This window comes from Aquimarina agarilytica ZC1, assembly GCF_000255455.1.
Lineage (GTDB): Bacteria > Bacteroidota > Bacteroidia > Flavobacteriales > Flavobacteriaceae > Aquimarina > Aquimarina agarilytica.
This window is the reverse complement of record NZ_JH621265.1, coordinates 23,337-43,275: the sequence shown is the minus strand read 5'-3', so window position 1 is coordinate 43,275 and position 19,939 is coordinate 23,337. Positions and strand designations below refer to the sequence as shown.

Below are 19,939 nucleotides of genomic sequence, written 5' to 3'. Positions count from 1 at the left end.
TTAAGTTTAAATAAAGTAATATTTTTAAATAGAAACAACTAAATTCACAATATTATATTCGTTCGGTGTTTGTTATATTTGCGCTCTATAATTATTGTATACATGAAAATTTCATATAACTGGCTAAAACAATTTATCAAAATTGATTGGGATGCTGAAAAAACAGGAGAATTATTAACCGATTTAGGTCTTGAAGTAGAAGGGATTGATACTTTTGAAAGTATTAAAGGTGGACTAAATGGAATTGTTGTTGGCCATGTTTTGGAATGTACACAACATGAAAATGCAGACAAACTTAGCGTAACTAAAGTTGATTTGGGTAATGATCAGCCGGTGCAAATTGTTTGTGGTGCGCCTAATGTAGCCAAAGGACAAAAAGTTGCTGTAGCTACCATTGGGACTAAATTATATACTGCCGAAGGAGAAACTTTTACCATAAAAAAAGGAAAAATACGAGGCGAAGAAAGCTTTGGAATGATCTGTGCCGAAGATGAACTTGGTCTTGGCCAAAGTCATGATGGTATTATTGTTCTTGATTCGAATTTAAAACCCGGTACTCCTTTAGCCGAAGTATATGAAATTGAAAATGACCAAGTATTTGAAATTGGTTTAACGCCAAACCGAGCAGATGCCATGAGTCATTGGGGAACTGCTCGTGATTTAAAAGCTGGATTACAACAAAAGGGAATTACTTTAGAACTTATTAGCCCTTCGGTAAGTAGCTTTAATATTGAAAATCGATTACACAAAATTGATATTAAAGTTCAAAAACATGAACTTGCACCTAGGTATTGTGGAGTATCTATTACTGGTGTAGAAGTAAAAGAATCACCCGAATGGTTAAAAAATCGATTACAATCCATTGGACTAACTCCAAAAAATAATATTGTCGACATTACAAATTATGTAATGCATGAACTAGGTCAGCCCCTACATGCTTTTGATGCGGCTACAATTTCGACCGGGAAAATTAATGTTAAAACCTTAGCTGAGGGAACTAAATTCACCACTCTTGATGCTGTTGAACGTAAGCTTAGCGCAGAAGACTTAATGATTTGTGATGGTGACACCCCTATATGTATAGCTGGTGTTCTTGGAGGTGCAAATTCTGGTGTGAATGAAACCACTACACAATTATTCCTAGAAAGTGCTTATTTTAATCCTGTAAGTATTCGTAAAACGGCTAAAAGACATGGTTTAAACACCGATGCTTCCTTCCGTTTTGAACGTGGTATTGATCCAAATACAACAGAATATGCTTTAAAACGTGCTACCTTATTAATACAAGAATTAGCCGGTGGCTCAATTACAAGTGATATCACGGATTTATATCCTAAAAAAATTGAAGATTTTCAGGTATTCCTATCTTTTGAGAATACTGCAAAACTTATTGGAGAAGAAATTCCTAAGGAGACTATAAAAAGTATATTATCCTCACTTGATATAAAAATTAACAATGTAACCGAAGCTGGTCTAGGTTTAACCATACCTGCTTACCGTAATGACGTACAGCGTGAAGCTGATGTTATTGAAGAAATTTTACGTGTATACGGCTACAATAATATTGGCTTTACTACTAAATTAAATGCATCCATAGCCGGTGTAAACAAAATTGAAGACTATAAAGTTCAAAATACAATTGCCGAACAATTAGTAGGACAAGGTTTTTCCGAAATTATGGCCAACTCATTGACTACTCCTAAATATATTGAGTTGGTTAGTGAATTGAATGAAACCGAAAATGTCAACATCTTAAACCCATTAAGCGCAGACCTTTCGGTAATGAGACAATCATTACTTTTTTCTGGTTTAGAAGCTATTAGCTATAATATTAACCGAAAAAACGCCGACCTAAAACTTTTTGAATTTGGAAAAACTTATCATAAAGCAGCGGAAGAAAATATTGAAAACAAACATTTAAGTTTGTTTGTAACAGGTAACCAACATGATGAAAGCTGGTTAAGCCCACAACAAAAGAGTAGTTTCTTTTTCTTAAAAGCTATTGTCGAACGTATTTTTGAACGTATGGGTGTTCAAAATTTACAGACAGTTCCAACAACCTCTTCGGTATTTTCTGAAGGAATTAGTTTAAACCAAGGAAACAATGTACTAGTTGATTTAGGGGTTGTTAACCCAAAAATAACTAAATCTTTTAGTGTATCGCAACCTGTTTTATTTGCTGACTTTAATTGGGGTACAATAATTGGCAACCTTAAAAGTAAAAACATTAAAGTAAGTGAAATTTCTAAATTTCAGGCTGCACGTAGGGATTTTGCGTTATTACTTAATGACACCATTACCTACAAGCAAATTCATGATTTAGCTTTAAAACAAGAAAAGAAATTACTTAAAGAGGTGAGCCTTTTTGATGTATACCAAGGTAAAAACCTTCCCGAAGGAAAAAAATCATATGCAGTAAGCTTTAAATTACACGATAAAAACAAAACACTTACCGATAAACAAATTGATAAAATAATGAATAAGCTACAGCAAAGTTTTGAAAAAGAACTTGGTGCCGAATTACGCTAACTAATTTTTTCTATAAAAACTTTAGCTTGAACTGCTTTTTTTTAGCTTTTCAACACTTAATAAAAACCTATAGTAAGCTTTTACTGTAGGTTTTTTATTATCAATACAATTTTAACTTTTGTGTCATACGCGTTTTAAGTAACTTTATGTAAAACTAATGATCATGAAGTTTCGCGTTGATTTAGCTCAAGAATTAAAAAAACAAAAAGACATTCCTGCCCACAATGCTTTTTTACAAGAACTTGAAAATATATGGAAAAAAAGTCATGAGACTGATATTTCAATTCTAGATAGACTTCAACAAAAAGTAACAGACAACACACCTGGTAACCACTTTGACGTAAATGCACTCAATCCTGATCATATTTATCATATAAATGACATAAAAAAAATATGTATCACTTACAGACTTCGTTTTTTAAGTACCCATTATTTTAAAGGAGATTATCCAGTTGAAGCTATTTCAAAAATAAAAGATTTAGAACGCAAGCACGAAACTGCCTTTTTCAACTTTAAGGTAATCGCACCTTCAAGTTTATTCAAATTAAAAAATGCAGATGACCCATTGTTGTTTATTCCTATAGAAAATGATTACTACTATTTTGTTCATAAATGGGGAAATGATGTGCATCCATTACGTAAAATTTGGGCTTGGTTTTTCAAAAGTTTTGAGAACACCTTGTTACTTTGTTTTTTTACCAGCCTTGTAATTACCTTACTCATTCCGGAAGGAATGTTTTCTCCTGCTCAAAACCCAAGTATCGGTTTTTTTATTGAATTACTTTTTATGTTTAAATCTGTGGTTGCTGTGGTATTATATTATGGCTTTGCCAAAGGAAAAAACTTTAATACAGCTATTTGGAATAGCAAATACTACAATTAAACCTTCTTAACACGATTCTGCTATAGTTATATGCTACATGCTCATGTATGTAGCAAATCTTCTTTTTTATCACCACTCCACTATTTTCTAAATTGAACCAATATAAAATACGGTACTTTCATATTTTAAAAAGCATTTAAACGTTAAAAAAAAGTGTTTTGTCGATTAAAAATATCTTTATAACGAATAAAAGCAATTCAAATATTCAAAATAAAGATATTAGCAAACCAAACAAACACACATTAAACCATTCTTTTAAAATGAAAAAAACTACCCTATTACCTATTTTACTCTTAATTAACTTTTTAGCATTTTCTCAACCTTCCATAAACAAAATTGAGACATCAAATTATAGTTATAGATCTGTTGAAGTCAAAGAAAAGGTGGACTACTCCATATGGAATTCTTTATTGAGTATGTATGTTAAACCAGATGGATTTGTTGACTATAAAAGTTTAAAAAATAAAGAGGCTAAACTTGACGAATTTTTGGCAATCCTTTCTAATACAAAAATTAATAATGACTGGACAACAAATGACAAAATAGCCTACTGGATTAATGTATATAATGCATTTACATTTAAGCTTATTGTTAAAAATTATCCTGTAAGCAGTATAAAAGATATAGACAATCCATGGAAAACCGAATTTTTTAAAATTGATGGTGAGTCAATGAGTTTAGGACATGTGGAACATAAAATTTTACGAAAATTTAATGAACCTAGAATTCATTTTGCTATTAACTGCGCTTCTTATTCATGCCCTAGAGTAATACAAATTCCCTATAAAGGAAAAAACCTTGATCGTCTATTAAAAAGACAAACAACCGAATATATTAATGACAGAAAAAATAATGAAATTACGGGATATACTTACAAACTGTCTAAATTATTCTCATGGTTCGGTGGTGATTTTAAAGAAGAAAATCAAAGTATTACCGATTTTATAAATAAATACAGTAAAACAAAAATTCGAAATCAAAAAAGCAAAGGTTATGTTCAGTATGATTGGAGACTTAATTCTATCTAATTACTTTATATACAAATAAGGGACAACAAAAAAGAGTGTTTCAAAAATCTATATTGAAACACTCTTTTTTGTTATTACAGAACTTAGGGGAATCGCTCTATTATTTCTGTAAAGGTAAAATTACTTTGTCAATAATATGGATCACACCATTTTTTGCAGCCACATCCACTGCTGTGATTGCTGATTCTCTACTGTTAGGATCTGTTATTTTGTTTGGAGATAAATTAATGGTAATCATTTCTCCTTGAAGTGTCATTGGAGTTACACCATCAGTTAAATCTTTAGACTCCACCACTGATGTCAACACATGCATTTTTAGAACAGCTTCTAAAGTTTCTTTTGTTAAATCTGAATAAGCTACACCTAATTCTGTCAATAATGCTTGAAATGCGGCATCAGTAGGTGCAAATACTGTAAATGTTCCATCACCTTCAAAAGTAGTAAACAAGTCTGCATCCTTTAAAGCCATTTCCAATAAAGTAAAATCAGCACTTTCTTCAACAATTGCTGCTATTGTTTTAGGGTCTTGTTTTGGCAAAATTACCTTATCAATAACATGGATGATTCCATTTGTAGCTTCCAAATCAGCTAGACCAACCGTAGAAACTCGCATATTTGGATCTGTAATAGCGACTGGATTTAAGCTTACTGTAATTTTTTCACCTTGCAGTGTTGTTGGTGCTGCTCCTTCTTCCAAATCTGTTGATGCAACTACGGATGTTAATACGTGCATTTTCAAAACAGCCTCTAAAGTTTCCTTAGTTAAATCGGCATACTCCACGCCTAATTCCGTTAATAATGCTTGGAATGCTGTATCTGTTGGTGCGAATACCGTAAAGGTTCCTTCCCCCTCAAAGGTACTCAACAAGCCCGTATCCTTAAGTGCCATTTCTAATAGTGTGAAATTTTCACCTGACTCCACTATGGCAGCTATGCTTTGCTTTTCATCTTTCATATCAGAATTATCATCATCATCACTACAGGAAAAAGTAGCCATAACTATAATTGATAAAAGAGCAAATTTTAAAAATTCTGAGATCGTTTTCATAATTAATGATTTTTTGTTTCTGCTAAGATGTAAAATTATACTTTTATTTTGTTTAACATTTTGTTAAAAAACATAAACAAAATAGCAATACGTTGTTTTACAAAACAATAGAAACAAAAAAAAAGACAACTTGTCCAAAACTTTGGCTGCTTCTTTTAGTGTATCTGATTTTTACAATTTATACGATTTACTGAAGTGCTTAATTTTAGGTAGCTTTCAAAACTCATAACAAAATTCTGATACCAAATTAATTATGGATAAGAGTCTAACTGGGTATTAAGAGCAAAGTTGTATCAAACTAGGCAGCATCTACATTAACAATAACTCGAACACCACTATAATTTTTTATACTCTCGAATGTTTTTAACAACTTTAAAAGATAAGATTTAGTTTTAGCTACACTTTGTCCAGGTGGTATTTTTAGTAAAATATTTTTATTGTATTGATTCCGAACACGAGACACAGCTGGAAACTCGGGGCCAAAAACATTTTTTTGAAAAGAATTCCTTAAAGCTTTGGCTAACCAATCTGCTGCTTCATTTGTTTTATTAAAATCTCGGTGACGCAAAGTAAGCTTAATCAATTTACAAAAAGGAGGGTATTGATATTGCTTTCGTTCATTCATTTGATCCTTCCACATACTCGAGTAATCATTTACAGATACTTGCTGTAGAATCTGATGTAATGGATTGAAGGATTGAATGATCACTTTCCCTCTTTTTTCTGACCTCCCCGATCGTCCAGCCACTTGACTTAACAATTGATAGGTACGTTCATGTGCTCTGTAATCAGGAAAATTAAGTAAACCATCTGCATTCATAACGCCAACCAAATTAACCCGTTTAAAATCCAAACCTTTAGCTAACATTTGAGTTCCTACTAGAATATCAATTTCTTGGGCTTCAAATTTTGTTATAATCTTTTGATGTCCATATTTCCCTCTAGTGGTATCTTGATCCATACGCGATACTACATGCTTTGGAAACAAGCCTTTTAGCTCTTCTTCAACTTGCTCGGTACCTAAGCCTTTCGTAGTTAACTGTGTGCTACCACATGCACGACAAGCCAATTGTTCTGCTATTTGATATCCGCAATAATGACAACGTAATTTTTTAGTATGCTTATGGTAAGTTAGACTTACATCACACTGTGTACATTGGGGTACATACCCACAAGTATTACAACTTTGTATGGATGAAAAACCACGTCTGTTTTGAAACAAAATTACTTGCTCCTTTGCATCTAACGATTCTTGAATTTCTTCCAACAAGCGATCACTAAAATGCCCTTTCATTAAACGCTTATTGTATTTTTTTTGTAGATCAACAAGTTCTATATCCGGCATTAAAATATTTTTATGCCTTTTTATTAAAGTAACTAATCCATATTTTCCGCTTTGAGCATTGGCATAAGTTTCTACACTTGGTGTAGCAGAACCTAACAGTACTTTTGCTTTAAAACTATGCGCTAATACTATAGCTGCATCTCGCGCATGATAACGCGGGGCCGGATCAAATTGTTTGTACGTTTGCTCGTGTTCCTCGTCAATTACTATAAAATCTAATTCCTGAAAAGGTAAAAATAAGGCTGATCGGACTCCTACAACTAAAAGTGGTTTTCCCTTTGAAGCTAAAACCCTATGCCATGCCTCAACACGTTCATTTGCCGAAAAACGTGAATGATATACAACTAAATAGGCTCCAAAAACTACTTTTAATCGTTCAATAAGCTGAGTGGTTAAGGCTATTTCGGGTAGTAAAAATAAGACTTGCTTATTTTTATCTAATGAAGTTTTTATAAACTTGCTATAAATCTCAGTTTTACCAGATGAAGTTACTCCATGAAGTAAACATACATTCTTAGTTTCAAAAGCCATTTGTAACGATCCATAAGCTATTTTTTGATGCTCATTTAACTCATTTGAAGTACTTGTTTGATTTTCGGCGTAATTAATTCGGTCTATTTGTTCTTCAAAAACAACTAGTATTTCTTTTTTTACTAAACTATTTAAACTGGCAGTTGTCGCTTTTGCTAAACCTAATACTTCTTTACTACTTATTTTTTCTTTTTTCCCACTTAGCGTGAAATAATGTAACAAGACTTCGCGCTGTTTAGGCGCATTAGATAACTCTTCTAACACCTGTGGTAACTTTTCTGGAGTTATACTCGAATGTAATTTTACCCATTTCTGCAGCTTAGGGGTATATTTTTCAACTACATATTCCTCTAACGTAATTATCTTTTTATCGAGTAACGAATAAGCTACAGGTAATACCGTTTTTTTACCTAAAATTTTTACTAGCTCTTGAATTTTAAGACTGCTCGAAAATTGTAAGGCTTCATAAACTAAAAATTCATCATCCTTTAAAGTACTAACATCTACCTCAACATCTTTGTTTTTCACTAAAACAGTCTCTCCTTCCAATAACAAAGCCGAAGGCAATGCTGCTTTTAACATATCACCCAGAGTGCACATATAATACGCGGACATCCAATTCCACAAGGCTAATTGACTTTCTAAAACCAGGGGATGCTCATCTAAAATACAATCAATTTCCTTGGCTTCATATATTTCGGGATCATCATTATGAATACCCACAACAATTGCTGCATAAAGCTTTCGCTTCCCAAATGGAACCGAAACACGCATACCAATTTGTAAAAAATTTGCCTCAGCTTCATTTACTTGATATGTAAATGTTTGTTTAATAGGTATAGGCAATAAAACATCGATAAAATAAGTCATAAGTAAACTTAAAGGTACTAATACTACTTTATAGATGTTTGTTTAATAACAAATCACCTATTAAATGCAGTTCATTTTAGTAAAGACTATTCAACTTTAAAAATTAATATTACTTCAATTTTACTTTTACAAAAAGAAATTCCAAACTAAACCAAAACGAATTAAAAAATCTCGCGAAGGAAAACCTGGAGCTACCAGCTCTGTATTTTTTTTCAATAAATGCTGTGCATTTTCTAATTTAAAAAATATACGAGTTTGACGTACTTTGGCATTTAAAAAAACGTCTACCATTGGATGATCACCAAATTTTTGAGTGCTTTGCACATAATTTTCGGCAATTAATGGATCATAACCATCGGTAAAGTAACTCGTAAAGTATTTAAAATTTAAGCCTATTTGTACAAACATCGCACGCTTAAATATTTTATTTTGGTAATACAAAGAATTACGCGTTACAAACTGAGGTACATTGTAAATTTGTTCAATATCATTACCAATAGCTTGCTGAAATAATATAGTATTAGCCAATCGGAAATTTTTAAATTTAAACTCACGAAAAGCTTTTAATTTAAACAAATTAATTACGGTACTTGTCTGTATGGGAGTAGAAACACTTGTAGTCTCTTCAACTAGACTCCCACCTATACTGGTTGAAGGAAAAGGAACCTCCCTCCTTCCAAAATAAGTATAATCACTTATTATGCTATATGAACCTTCTAAATTTGCTATTTTTTTAGCATCAATGTTTGCCGAAAAAGTATTTGTTATTACATTTTTAAAATCATTTTGCCAATTGTATTCAATAAAATTACTTTGATTTAATAAGTAATTGTAATTGGGCGCTTCAGAAGCTAAACGGTATCCAAATTTTACACTAATATCATCCTTGTATTGATAGCCCGCTTGCCCAAAAAAGTATTGATTTTCATACTCTCCAGAAATAGTAGATTGCGCATCCCCTTCTAACAAAAAACCTTTATACTTGTTTTTATAATGTGCCACAAATGAAAGTACATCTCCGGATAATCTATCCTCAATAACTCCCGTATTGATAACTATTGGATTGGTATCCTCATTTTCCAACCTACTCTGAATAATCACTTTATCATATCCATAATTATAGCTACTGTACTTAACAAAAAAACTTAACTCACCTAAATAATCATTTGAATATTGTAAGCCTAATTGATTTGTTAAATATTCCAGTTCGGTTTTATCCCTAAAACTACCTGTATTTTCGGCTTCACCAAAAATAGCTTCAGTCGCATTCTCTTGTGTAAACGTATATTGCTTTGTTGTGTATTCTAGTTTATGTCTAACGGATAATTCATTAGTTTGTAACGTATCTTTCATAAAAATTCGATACTCGTGATCTAAATACAAACGTTTTCCTTCCAATTCATTTCCACCCGATATAAATGAAGGATCAAATGAACTACGATTATCAAAATTCTCATTTGCTTCTAAAAACTGTAGTAAATCTTGACCGCTAAGTCCTCCATTTTCTTCATTAAAAATGCTTTGATCTGCAAAATGAAAATTTGTTGTATAACGTTTATTAGGCATAGTATAGCTCAAAGTACTCCGAAAAGCACGCGTACTAGTTAATGAATTTATATAATCCCCTAATGAACGAATCCCTTTGTAGGCTATTGAAAAATTAACATTTGGTGATGTATTTACGGTTAAAAAAGCATCCAACTGCTGTCCTTGATCTACCGCTGTTTTATAGTATAAATCTGTAAGCGGCGTGGGTACACTGTAATAATTAATATCCTTTGCTTCTAAATAAGCTAAATGCCTTGTTCGCGCCCCAAAATGTGGCATTACCTCAAAATATTTTTCTTGCTTTGCTAATTGAACATAAGGACTTCCGACATTAGGAAATGGAACAAATTCAAAGTCGTCTTTCCTTAAATAATTGAACTTATAATCTTTTTGTATACTCAAAGTAGTATCTAAATAAGTCGTATCTCGCTCTGCAGAAATAATTTTATACAATTCAATAGGAGGCTTTTTTTTCTTCTCCTTAGGTCCAGAAAATTTTCGTTTGGAACTACTATCCTCTTCATTTACAGAATTTGGATCAGCTGTCCCTCCCGAATTTACTTGTGCTTTTCCCGCTAAGGAAAATACTATTATAAAAAATAATAAACTGAATTGTTTCATACTACTAACTATAGATACTGAAACCTGTCCAGCATAGTGACAAAAATATGTTTTTTATACATATATTAGGCCCTTCAATTTTGTATTTTGCTTATACTAAAAAAACATCCCGATTTACTTGAATGTGGAACAGACGAAGCTGGTCGAGGCTGCTTAGCTGGTCCAGTAACTGCCGCCGCTGTATTACTCCCTGATGATTTTAAAAATCCTTTGCTCAATGATTCCAAAAAATTGACCGAAAAAAACAGAAATATATTACGTAAAATCATTGAAAAAGAAGCTATCTCATTTCAAGTTACTCATGTTTTTATGGATGAAATTCAAAAATTAAATATCCTCCATGCCTCAATAGCTGCTATGCAGCGCTCAATTTTACAACTCCGCCCTACTCCCGAATTTATATTAGTAGACGGTAATAAATTTACTCCTGTTACAAACATTCCGCATGAGTGTATTGTTAAAGGTGATGGTAAGTATGTAAATATTGCAGCCGCATCTGTACTAGCAAAAACCTACCGAGATGAGTATATGCAAAAAATTGATATGGAATTCCCCATGTATGGCTGGAAAAAAAACAAAGGATACCCAACCAAAACCCACAGGGATGCTATACGCACTCATGGAGCAACAAAATATCATAGAATGGGATTTAAACTATTACCAGAACAATATACTTTACCGCTTTAGAGCATAAAAATTCATATAGAACGAATAAAAACGAACTGTTTTACGTTTCAATTAAAAAAGTTTAAATCACTTCTGTATTTTTGTAAGGAATTACATATGTTTTTTAGTTAAAGAATAAAGCTACAGCAACACCTATATGTCAGCACAAAATAGTATCCCTAAATACAAATCGACGTTTTTAAAAACACTCTTTTTTACTAGTTTAATCATCTTTATAGTTGGATGTACCCAAAAAACTACTAAATCAAACTCCCCTATTCCTTTTATTCCTGCAAATACTAGTTTTGTTATTAAAGGAAATAACTTAAAACAAATACAATCACATTTTAGCAATAACTCACTTATAGCTGAAAACAAAAAAAATGTATTAGTTAATTACTTTAAAAACATCGGAGGATTTAAACTTTTAACTCCCAAAAAACATGACTTTTATTTATGTTATTCTCCTATTGGAAAAACAGACTTAGGCTATACTCTAATAACTCCATTAAAGCATAATTTGCTTAGCGCTGAAAAAATAAAAAAATATACTACTGGTAATTTTACTTATAACAATACAGAGTATAATGAAGTAACTATAAATGAAAAAACATTTTATACCACTACATTGGATAGTACTTGGATTGCTTCGGACAATAAATTGCTAGTTGAAAATAGTATTAGACAATATCAAAACAAGCCCAAAAACAAAAGCACTAACCCTTACACTGAAAGTTTTAAAGTATTGGAAGCCAATAACAACTCCTTTTCGGTTGTGGTTAACAATAAAAATAATTTGGACATTATTCAACGATTATTTCCAAATTATGATACCAGTACTTTTGAAACAAAAAATTGGAGTGGTTGGACTGCTGGTGATTTTAAAGTAGATAGTAATACCATTACTTTTGATGGGGTATATAGAGCTAAAGATTCTATTTATGATTTTATGAATCTTTTTAATAACACTAGAGCTCAAAGTAATCAGTTAGCAAAAATTACACCTGCAAATTTTAAAAGTTTTACTTCGTATACTTATGACAACTATTCACAATTAAACACTAATATTACCCAATATAATCATAAAGATGCTGATTTAAAAAATGATGTACTGGATGATTTTTTAACGGAAACAGATGAATTTGGTGTCATACGATTATCCAATGAAAAAGCACTGGCTTTTTCGTTAATTGACGAAACACTCGATGTGCCATCATACCTGCCAACTGAAGAGAATAATGAAGCCTTTAGAGACTTTACCATTTCGAAATTAGAAGAATCTATCAATTTTAATGAAAAGTTAGCCCCACTTATTCAAAATTTTAATGATGCCAATTATTATATACAAATTACAAATTTTGTTGTTTTTGCCAATGATAAAAATGTATTAAAAGATATTATAACAGCTTCAAAAAATGAAGATGTCCTACCTAGCAAAAATTGGTATACTAATTTTTCAGATCAAATTGCAAACCAGAGTAGCATACTTCACCTCCAAAACACAAAAAGCTTAATTCCTAAATTAGCTTTAAATGTAGCTGAAACATATACTGAAAGCTGGAAAAAAACTAACAATGCCGATTATAAACTTGCTGCTATCCAATGTACAACTGATAATAATTTCACACATATACATCAAGTAATTTCGAAATCAGAATCGAAACGTTCTGATTTTATTAAAGTAGGTCAAACAGCCAGTACCGTATTGGAAAATAACATTAGTGGTACTCCACAATTTGTAAAAAATCATTTGACCAAAGGCATGGATGTTATTGCACAAGATCAAAACAATGAATTAACACTCATTAATAATACTGGGAAAATTTTATGGCAAAAGGAAATAGGAGCTCCTATTTTAGGTAAAATTCAACAAATAGACATGTACCGTAATGGACGTTTACAACTAATTTTTACTACCCCCAATAAATTACATGTACTTGATAGAAATGGAAATAATGTAGCACCTTTCCCATTAACGTTTACCTCCACCATTACCCAACCTGTGGCAGTTTTTGATTATGATAAGAAAAGAAAATACCGCATTGCAGTTGTTTTAAATGATAAAATTAAAATGTTTGACAACAAAGGCCAATCCGTGAAAGGCTTTCGTTTTAAAAACAATGCAAAAGGTCGTATTACTCATCCTCCAAAACACATAAAAGTTGGATCCAAAGATTATATTGTAGTAAATGAAAGTAATACGGGAGTCCATTTTTTAAGCCGAACGGGTAAAAAGCGTATTAAAATAAAATCAGGAGGTACTACCGAAACCACTAATGAGTGGTATTGGTATAATAACTCATTTGCCTCCCTTACTGCTGATTTAAAATTAACTCAAATTACTACTTCGGGTAAGCTTAGTAAAACAAACCCTCCTATTGGTATTGAAAACACACAAATTGATGCGACATTAAAAACTTGGGTTTCCTTTGCTGAGAATACACTAAGTATAAAAAACAAAAAAATAGATTTAGAATTCGGAGTATATTCTAAACCTAAAATATTTTACCTGAATAATAAAGTTTACGTGAGTATTACTGATACACAAACAAGTAAAATTTATTTATTTGATAGCAATGCTAAACCTATTAATGGTTTTCCCATTTATGGTAATAGTTTAATTGACATGAAAAATGCCGATAAAGACAATGCTTTAGAAATCATAACTATTGGAGAAAAAAATAGTCTGCTATTTTATGAAATGAATTAAGGTTATTTAGTTAACTATTAATAGTATTTACCATTGAAATACAGTTATATTCTGTTTTGTAAAAAAAGACCCCGAAAATAGCTATTAAGAGCTAAAAACGGGGTTTGAATTTTCTAATATTTATGAAAATACAGCAATTAGTGACTTTCAGCATAAATTTTCATTTTATGTGTTCACAAAATTTCTTTCTTAACATTCAACATTTTTAAAGATTAATTGTGTCATTCAAAATGCACTAATCAAAATATTAATATGCAATAGAAAATTTATTCTATATCGAAATCGCTGCTAAACTATACGTTTCACTGTACTTTTAATTTAATCATAGAGATGCAATGCTAAAATTAAAAAGGAGTTTGATGTGTATAAAACATTCAATACACATTGCGAAGCTCCATCTCACAATCCACTATTAAGCATTTTGTTTTTTAATTAAATTCAAGGCAGAGCCTTCGTTGTACCAATCAATTTGTGATTGATTATATGTATGATTCAACATAATGCTATCACTACTTCCATCGGCATGAAGCACTTCTAACCTAAGTTGTTTTCCAGGTGCAAATTCATTTAAATCACTAAAATTGAAGGTATCATCTTCTAATATTAAATCATAATCAGCTTCATTTGCAAAAGTAAGTCCTAACATCCCTTGTTTTTTCAAATTGGTTTCATGAATACGCGCAAAAGACTTTACAATTACTGCTGCTACACCTAAATGACGTGGTTCCATAGCCGCATGCTCTCTTGATGAACCTTCTCCATAATTATGATCACCAACCACAATACTTTTTACACCAGCAGCTTTATAGGCACGAGCAGTATCTGGTACAGCACCCAAATCACCTGTCAATTGATTTTTAACCAAATTCGTTTTTTTACCAAAGGCATTTACCGCTCCAATTAAACAATTATTTGAAATATTATCTAAATGCCCACGAAAACGTAGCCAAGGACCTGCCATAGAAATATGATCTGTAGTACATTTTCCAAAGGCTTTGATTAATAATTTGGCTCCAGCAATCGTATTTCCAATGGGTTCAAATGGTGTTAATAATTGTAATCTTTCAGATGTTGGACTCACATTAACTTCCACACCACTTCCATCCGAGACAGGTGCTAAATATCCATTGTCCTTCACTTCAAAACCTTTTGGAGGTAATTCCCATCCAGTGGGTTCATCAAACATTACTTCATCTCCATTTTCGGTAAGTAACTTATCTGTTAATGGATTAAAATCTAATCGCCCAGAGATCGCAATTGCCGCAGTTAATTCTGGCGAGGCAACAAAGGCATGCGTATTAGGATTCCCATCTGCACGTTTGGCAAAATTTCTGTTAAATGAATGTACTATACTGTTTTTTGGTGCATTTTTAGGATCACTATACCTCGCCCATTGACCTATACAAGGCCCACAGGCATTTGTAAATATTTTGGCATCTAATTTTTCAAAAATACCAAGTATTCCATCTCGATCAGCCGTATACCTTACTTGCTCCGAGCCTGGATTAATTCCCAATTCTGCTTTCATTTTAATTCCTTTATCAATGGCTTGCTGTGCGATTGATGAAGCTCTAGACAAATCCTCGTAAGAAGAATTGGTACACGAACCAATTAACCCCCATTCTACTTGCAAAGGCCACTCATTTTTGGTTGCCTTCTCTGTCATTGTCTTACCAACTGCTGTGGACAAATCTGGCGTAAAGGGTCCGTTTAATAAGGGACCTAGCTCCGATAAATCAATTTCAATCACTTCATCAAAATATTGTTCAGGATTAGCATATACTTCACTATCCCCTGTTAAATGCTCTTTTACTGCATTTGCAGCATCCGCAACATCGGCACGATCGGTTGAACGTAAATAACGCTCCATAGACTCATCATAACCAAAGGTTGAAGTGGTTGCTCCAATTTCGGCTCCCATATTACAAATAGTACCTTTACCTGTACATGACATAGATACTGCCCCAGGTCCAAAATATTCAACAATAGCTCCCGTTCCTCCTTTTACAGTAAGAATTTCAGCCACTTTTAAAATAACATCTTTGGGTGCCGTCCAACCAGATAATTTCCCAGTTAACTTTACACCAATCAATTTTGGAAATTTTAATTCCCAAGCCATTCCTGCCATAACATCAACAGCATCTGCACCACCAACACCTATAGCAATCATTCCTAATCCACCTGCATTTACTGTATGTGAATCTGTACCAATCATCATTCCTCCAGGAAAAGCATAATTTTCCAATACTACTTGATGAATAATCCCTGCTCCTGGTTTCCAAAAACCGATTCCGTATTTATTGGAAACTGATTCTAAAAAATTAAATACTTCACTACTTACACTATTCGCGTTTTTTAAATCGGCAATAGCACCTTCTTTAGCTTGGATTAAGTGATCACAATGTACAGTTGTAGGTACGGCGACTTTATTTTTTCCAGCCTGCATAAATTGCAATAATGCCATTTGCGCAGTAGCATCCTGACAAGCAATACGATCAGGAGCAAAATCCACATAATCTTTCCCTCTAGTAAATGTCTTAGTAACTTTAGCTTCCCACAAATGAGAATAGAGAATCTTTTCTGCTAATGTCAAAGGTTTTCCTGTCAGTTTACGCGCTGCATTAACACGCTCCGCAACTTGGCTATACACCTTTTTAATCATGTCTATATCAAATGCCATTTTAAGTATATTTTTTGTTCATTAAGATACGAATTAAAAATAAATTTTGTCGTCACATTTTAATTATTCCTACTGCTTTGTATCATATCCTAATGAACATATAAACACCTATGAATGATTCACATATTACATTTTTAATTACTTCATAACTTACACAAACACAAAAAGGGCCAAGCTATTCACTTGACCCTTTTCTATTTTATTGAATTAGTTAGTTATCCTACTAATTGCTTTTGCGATGGTTTAAATTTAGTTAAAACAATTCCCTCAACAGCAGCTTCATACTCTTCCATGGTTGGCGTTCTACCTAAAATTGTAGATAACACTACTACTGGAGTTGATGATAATAAAGATTCTCCTTTTTTACCATCAGCATCTCTAACCACTCTTCCTTGAAATAAACGTGTAGAAGTAGCCATTACTGTATCTCCTGGTTCTGCTTTTTCTTGGTTACCCATACATAAGTTACACCCTGGACGTTCTAAATACAACATATTTTCATACTTGGTACGTGCTAAACCTTTTGGGGCACTATCATCAAACTCAAAACCAGAATATTTAACCAAAACATCCCAATCTCCTTCTGCTTTTAGCTCATCAACGATATTATATGTTGGAGGCGCAACAACTAAAGGTGCATTGAATACAACCTTACCTTGTTGTTTCTCAATATTCTTTAACATTTGAGCTAAAATTTGCATATCTCCTTTATGAATCATACAAGATCCAATAAATCCTAAATCTACTTTTTTAGTTCCTCCGTAAAAAGATAATGGATTTATACAATCGTGTGTGTATCGTTTAGATACATCTTCATTATATACATCTGGATCAGCAATCATTGGCTCAACAATCTTATCTAGATCAATAACAACTTCTTGATAATATTTAGCATCTGCATCTGGCTTTAATGCCGATTTAGTTCCTGTTTTAATTTCGTTGATACGGTTATTTGCTTTATCAACCAATCCTTTAAGATCTTGTTTAGGGTTATCCATACCCTTATCAATCATAATTTGAATACGATCTCTAGAAATTTCTAATGATTCAATTAAAGTATCATCTTCAGAAATACAGATAGATGCTTTTGCTTTCATTTCTGCAGTCCAATCTGTAAATGTAAATGCTTGATCAGAAGTCAACGTTCCAATATGCACTTCAATGATTTTTCCTTGAAAAACATTTTCTCCTTCAAACTGATTTAGCATCTGCTCTTGAGTAGCATGAACAACATCACGGAAATCCATATAAGGCTTCATCTCCCCTTTAAAGGTAACCTTTACCGACTCTGGAATTGGCATAGTAGCCTCCCCTGTAGCTAATGCTAAAGCAACTGTTCCCGAATCTGCACCAAAAGCTACTCCTTTTGCCATACGTGTATGGGAATCTCCACCAATAATTACATCCCAATCATCAACAGCAATGTCATTTAACACTTTATGAATTACATCAGTCATCGCGTGATATTTCCCTTTGGGGTCACGGGCAGTAACTAATCCAAAATCATTCATAAAATTCATTAGTCTTGGAATGTTAGCTTTTGACTTATCATCCCACACTGAAGCTGTATGACACCCTGATTGGTAACCACAATCAACAATTGGAGAAATAACTGTAGCAGCCATCATTTCTAACTCTTGAGAAGTCATTAAACCTGTAGTATCTTGAGAACCTACAATGTTTACTTCAACCCTAACATTTGAACCTGCGTACAATGTTTTACCTGGAGTAGTTCCTACTGCATTTCTGTTGAATATTTTTTCAACTGCTGTTAAACCTTGCCCTTCTATAGATACTTCTTTTGAAGGAGCGTATACTTGAGGGACGTCTATTCCTAAAACTTTACAAGCAAATGTTTGCAATTTTTTACCGAAAACCACTGCGTAAGAACCTCCTGCTTTAATAAACTCCATTTTTGGTGGTGTTAAAGCTGTAGAAATATCTTTTAACTCTTTGTCTCCTTTATATAATTTTTTCTCTTTTGTGTTAATTGTAAGCACTGTACCTGTAGCTACAGAATATGCTTCTTTTAAGATTGGCTCTCCATCTTCATCAACAATGGTATTCCCTTCTGCATCTTTCTGCTTTACCCAGTTCTTTAAATCGATACCAATACCACCAGTTACGCCAACCGTTGTTAAAAAGATTGGTGCAATACCATTAGTACCAGCAATTACTGGTGCAATATTAATAAAAGGTACATAAGGACTTGAAGGAATTCCTGTCCATAATGCCACATTATTTACTCCTGACATTCTTGAAGATCCTACTCCCATCGTTCCTTTGTCAGCAATTAACATCACACGCTTATTAGGGTGTTGCTTCTTTAAAGCTAACAATTCTTGTTGCATTTCTTTATTATGCTCAAACATACACTGTCCGTGCAATTCACGATCTGATCTTGAATGCGCATCAGCTCCTGGTGATAATAAATCTGTAGATATATCACCTACACCAGCAATATAAGTTACTACTTCAATCTCCTCTTCTATTTCTGGTAATTTTGTAAAAAATTCTGCTTGAGCATAACTCTCTATCAACTCTTTAGCAATAACATTACCTCCTTTATAAGCTTTTTCTAATTGCTCTGTATCTGATTCATATAAAAATACTTGAGTCTTTAATACCTTAGCTGCTTCATTAGCAATAGCAGCATCGCTACCTAGAGCTAAATCCAACAATACTTCAACAGAAGGCCCACCCTTCATATGTGATAATTGTTCAAAAGCAAAAGCAGGTGTAATTTCTTTTACAATAGCTTCTCCAAGGATTATTTCCTTTAAAAATTTAGCTTTTACAACAGCTGCACTTGTTGTACCTGGTAAAACATTATATATAAAGAAGTTAATAGAATCTTCTCTATGTGCATTATCAGCATCCTTGATTTTAGCTATAATTTCAGTAAGTAACTCACCTCCGTCAATTGGCTTAGGATGTAGGTTTAACCCCTTTCTCTCTTCAATTTCCTTGATGTAATCTTTGTAAGTATTCATATAAATAGAAGTCTTTTCAATATCAAAGGCTTGGTTTAAAACAAAAACACATATAATCAAATAGAAGACTACATAAATTTTTGATTATTTTAAATATCAAACACCTTTTTCTATGTTGTTTTACTTTTTAAAATTTAATAAAACTATCGGTTATTAAAGTCGATTTTTTACCCAAACATTACGTGGTATATTTAAATAAAAAACGTTTGCAAATATGCTGATAAAAACAAGTATATAACAAATGATTTCTGTTATTTAGAATGATTCCAAAAACAAAGTCATGCTCCATGATTAGCTTAACTATTTTTATTTATCAACTCATTAATTTAATGATCAAAAAAGACACTCAATTAATGATTTAACAAATAAAGCCAATCAAATAAAGAAATTGATAAAAATGATAATTTTTAACCTATTTTAACATCTTGTTACTTTTTCAAAAGTAATACCTCAAATAGCATCTGTAACTACATAAGCTAATGATTTG

10 protein-coding genes are annotated in these 19,939 nt (G+C 32.5%); 5 read left to right on the top strand and 5 right to left on the bottom strand.

The genetic code is table 11. The annotated features are described in order from the left end of the window. Positions 1-102: 102 nt before the first annotated feature. From pheT to KQA_RS0211590, 3 genes are all read left to right on the top strand, one after another. Positions 103-2,529 carry a phenylalanine--tRNA ligase subunit beta gene (gene pheT, locus KQA_RS0211600; RefSeq protein ID WP_010181308.1) on the top strand — a complete coding sequence of 809 codons (2,427 nt, stop codon included), beginning with the start codon at positions 103-105 and terminating at the stop codon, positions 2,527-2,529. Between the two features lie 163 nt (positions 2,530-2,692). Beyond that, positions 2,693-3,412, top strand: coding sequence for a hypothetical protein (locus KQA_RS0211595; protein ID WP_010181306.1), 720 nt, complete (start codon positions 2,693-2,695; stop codon positions 3,410-3,412). Between the two features lie 260 nt (positions 3,413-3,672). Further along, entirely contained in the window at positions 3,673-4,440 is a 768-nt protein-coding gene (locus KQA_RS0211590; protein WP_040396319.1) for a DUF547 domain-containing protein, read from the top strand. A gap of 100 nt (positions 4,441-4,540) precedes the next feature. On the opposite strand, the gene KQA_RS0211585 is transcribed toward KQA_RS0211590, so the two are convergent. From KQA_RS0211585 to KQA_RS0211575, 3 genes are all read right to left on the bottom strand, one after another. Continuing rightward, positions 4,541-5,488, bottom strand: coding sequence for a fasciclin domain-containing protein (locus KQA_RS0211585; protein ID WP_010181303.1), 948 nt, complete (start codon positions 5,486-5,488; stop codon positions 4,541-4,543). Between the two features lie 298 nt (positions 5,489-5,786). Then, positions 5,787-8,234, bottom strand: coding sequence for a replication restart helicase PriA (gene priA, locus KQA_RS0211580; RefSeq protein ID WP_010181301.1), 2,448 nt, complete (start codon positions 8,232-8,234; stop codon positions 5,787-5,789). Positions 8,235-8,360: 126 nt separating this feature from the next. Next, complete coding sequence (locus tag KQA_RS0211575) at positions 8,361-10,403, bottom strand: putative porin (protein WP_010181299.1); 2,043 nt, start codon at positions 10,401-10,403, stop codon at positions 8,361-8,363. Positions 10,404-10,490: 87 nt separating this feature from the next. Here KQA_RS0211575 and KQA_RS0211570 point away from each other — a divergent pair, with 87 nt between their 5' ends. Next, a complete protein-coding gene (locus KQA_RS0211570) occupies positions 10,491-11,090 on the top strand; it encodes a ribonuclease HII (protein ID WP_010181297.1) in 600 nt (199 codons plus the stop codon). 136 nt (positions 11,091-11,226) lie between these two features. Then, a complete protein-coding gene (locus KQA_RS0211565) occupies positions 11,227-13,779 on the top strand; it encodes a hypothetical protein (protein ID WP_010181295.1) in 2,553 nt (850 codons plus the stop codon). 412 nt (positions 13,780-14,191) lie between these two features. On the opposite strand, the gene KQA_RS0211560 is transcribed toward KQA_RS0211565, so the two are convergent. Both KQA_RS0211560 and KQA_RS0211555 read right to left on the bottom strand, forming a co-directional pair. Then, positions 14,192-16,459 carry an aconitate hydratase gene (locus tag KQA_RS0211560; RefSeq protein WP_010181293.1) on the bottom strand — a complete coding sequence of 756 codons (2,268 nt, stop codon included), beginning with the start codon at positions 16,457-16,459 and terminating at the stop codon, positions 14,192-14,194. 215 nt (positions 16,460-16,674) lie between these two features. After that, a complete protein-coding gene (locus KQA_RS0211555; protein WP_010181292.1) occupies positions 16,675-19,452 on the bottom strand; it encodes a bifunctional aconitate hydratase 2/2-methylisocitrate dehydratase in 2,778 nt (925 codons plus the stop codon). Positions 19,453-19,939 lie beyond the last annotated feature (487 nt).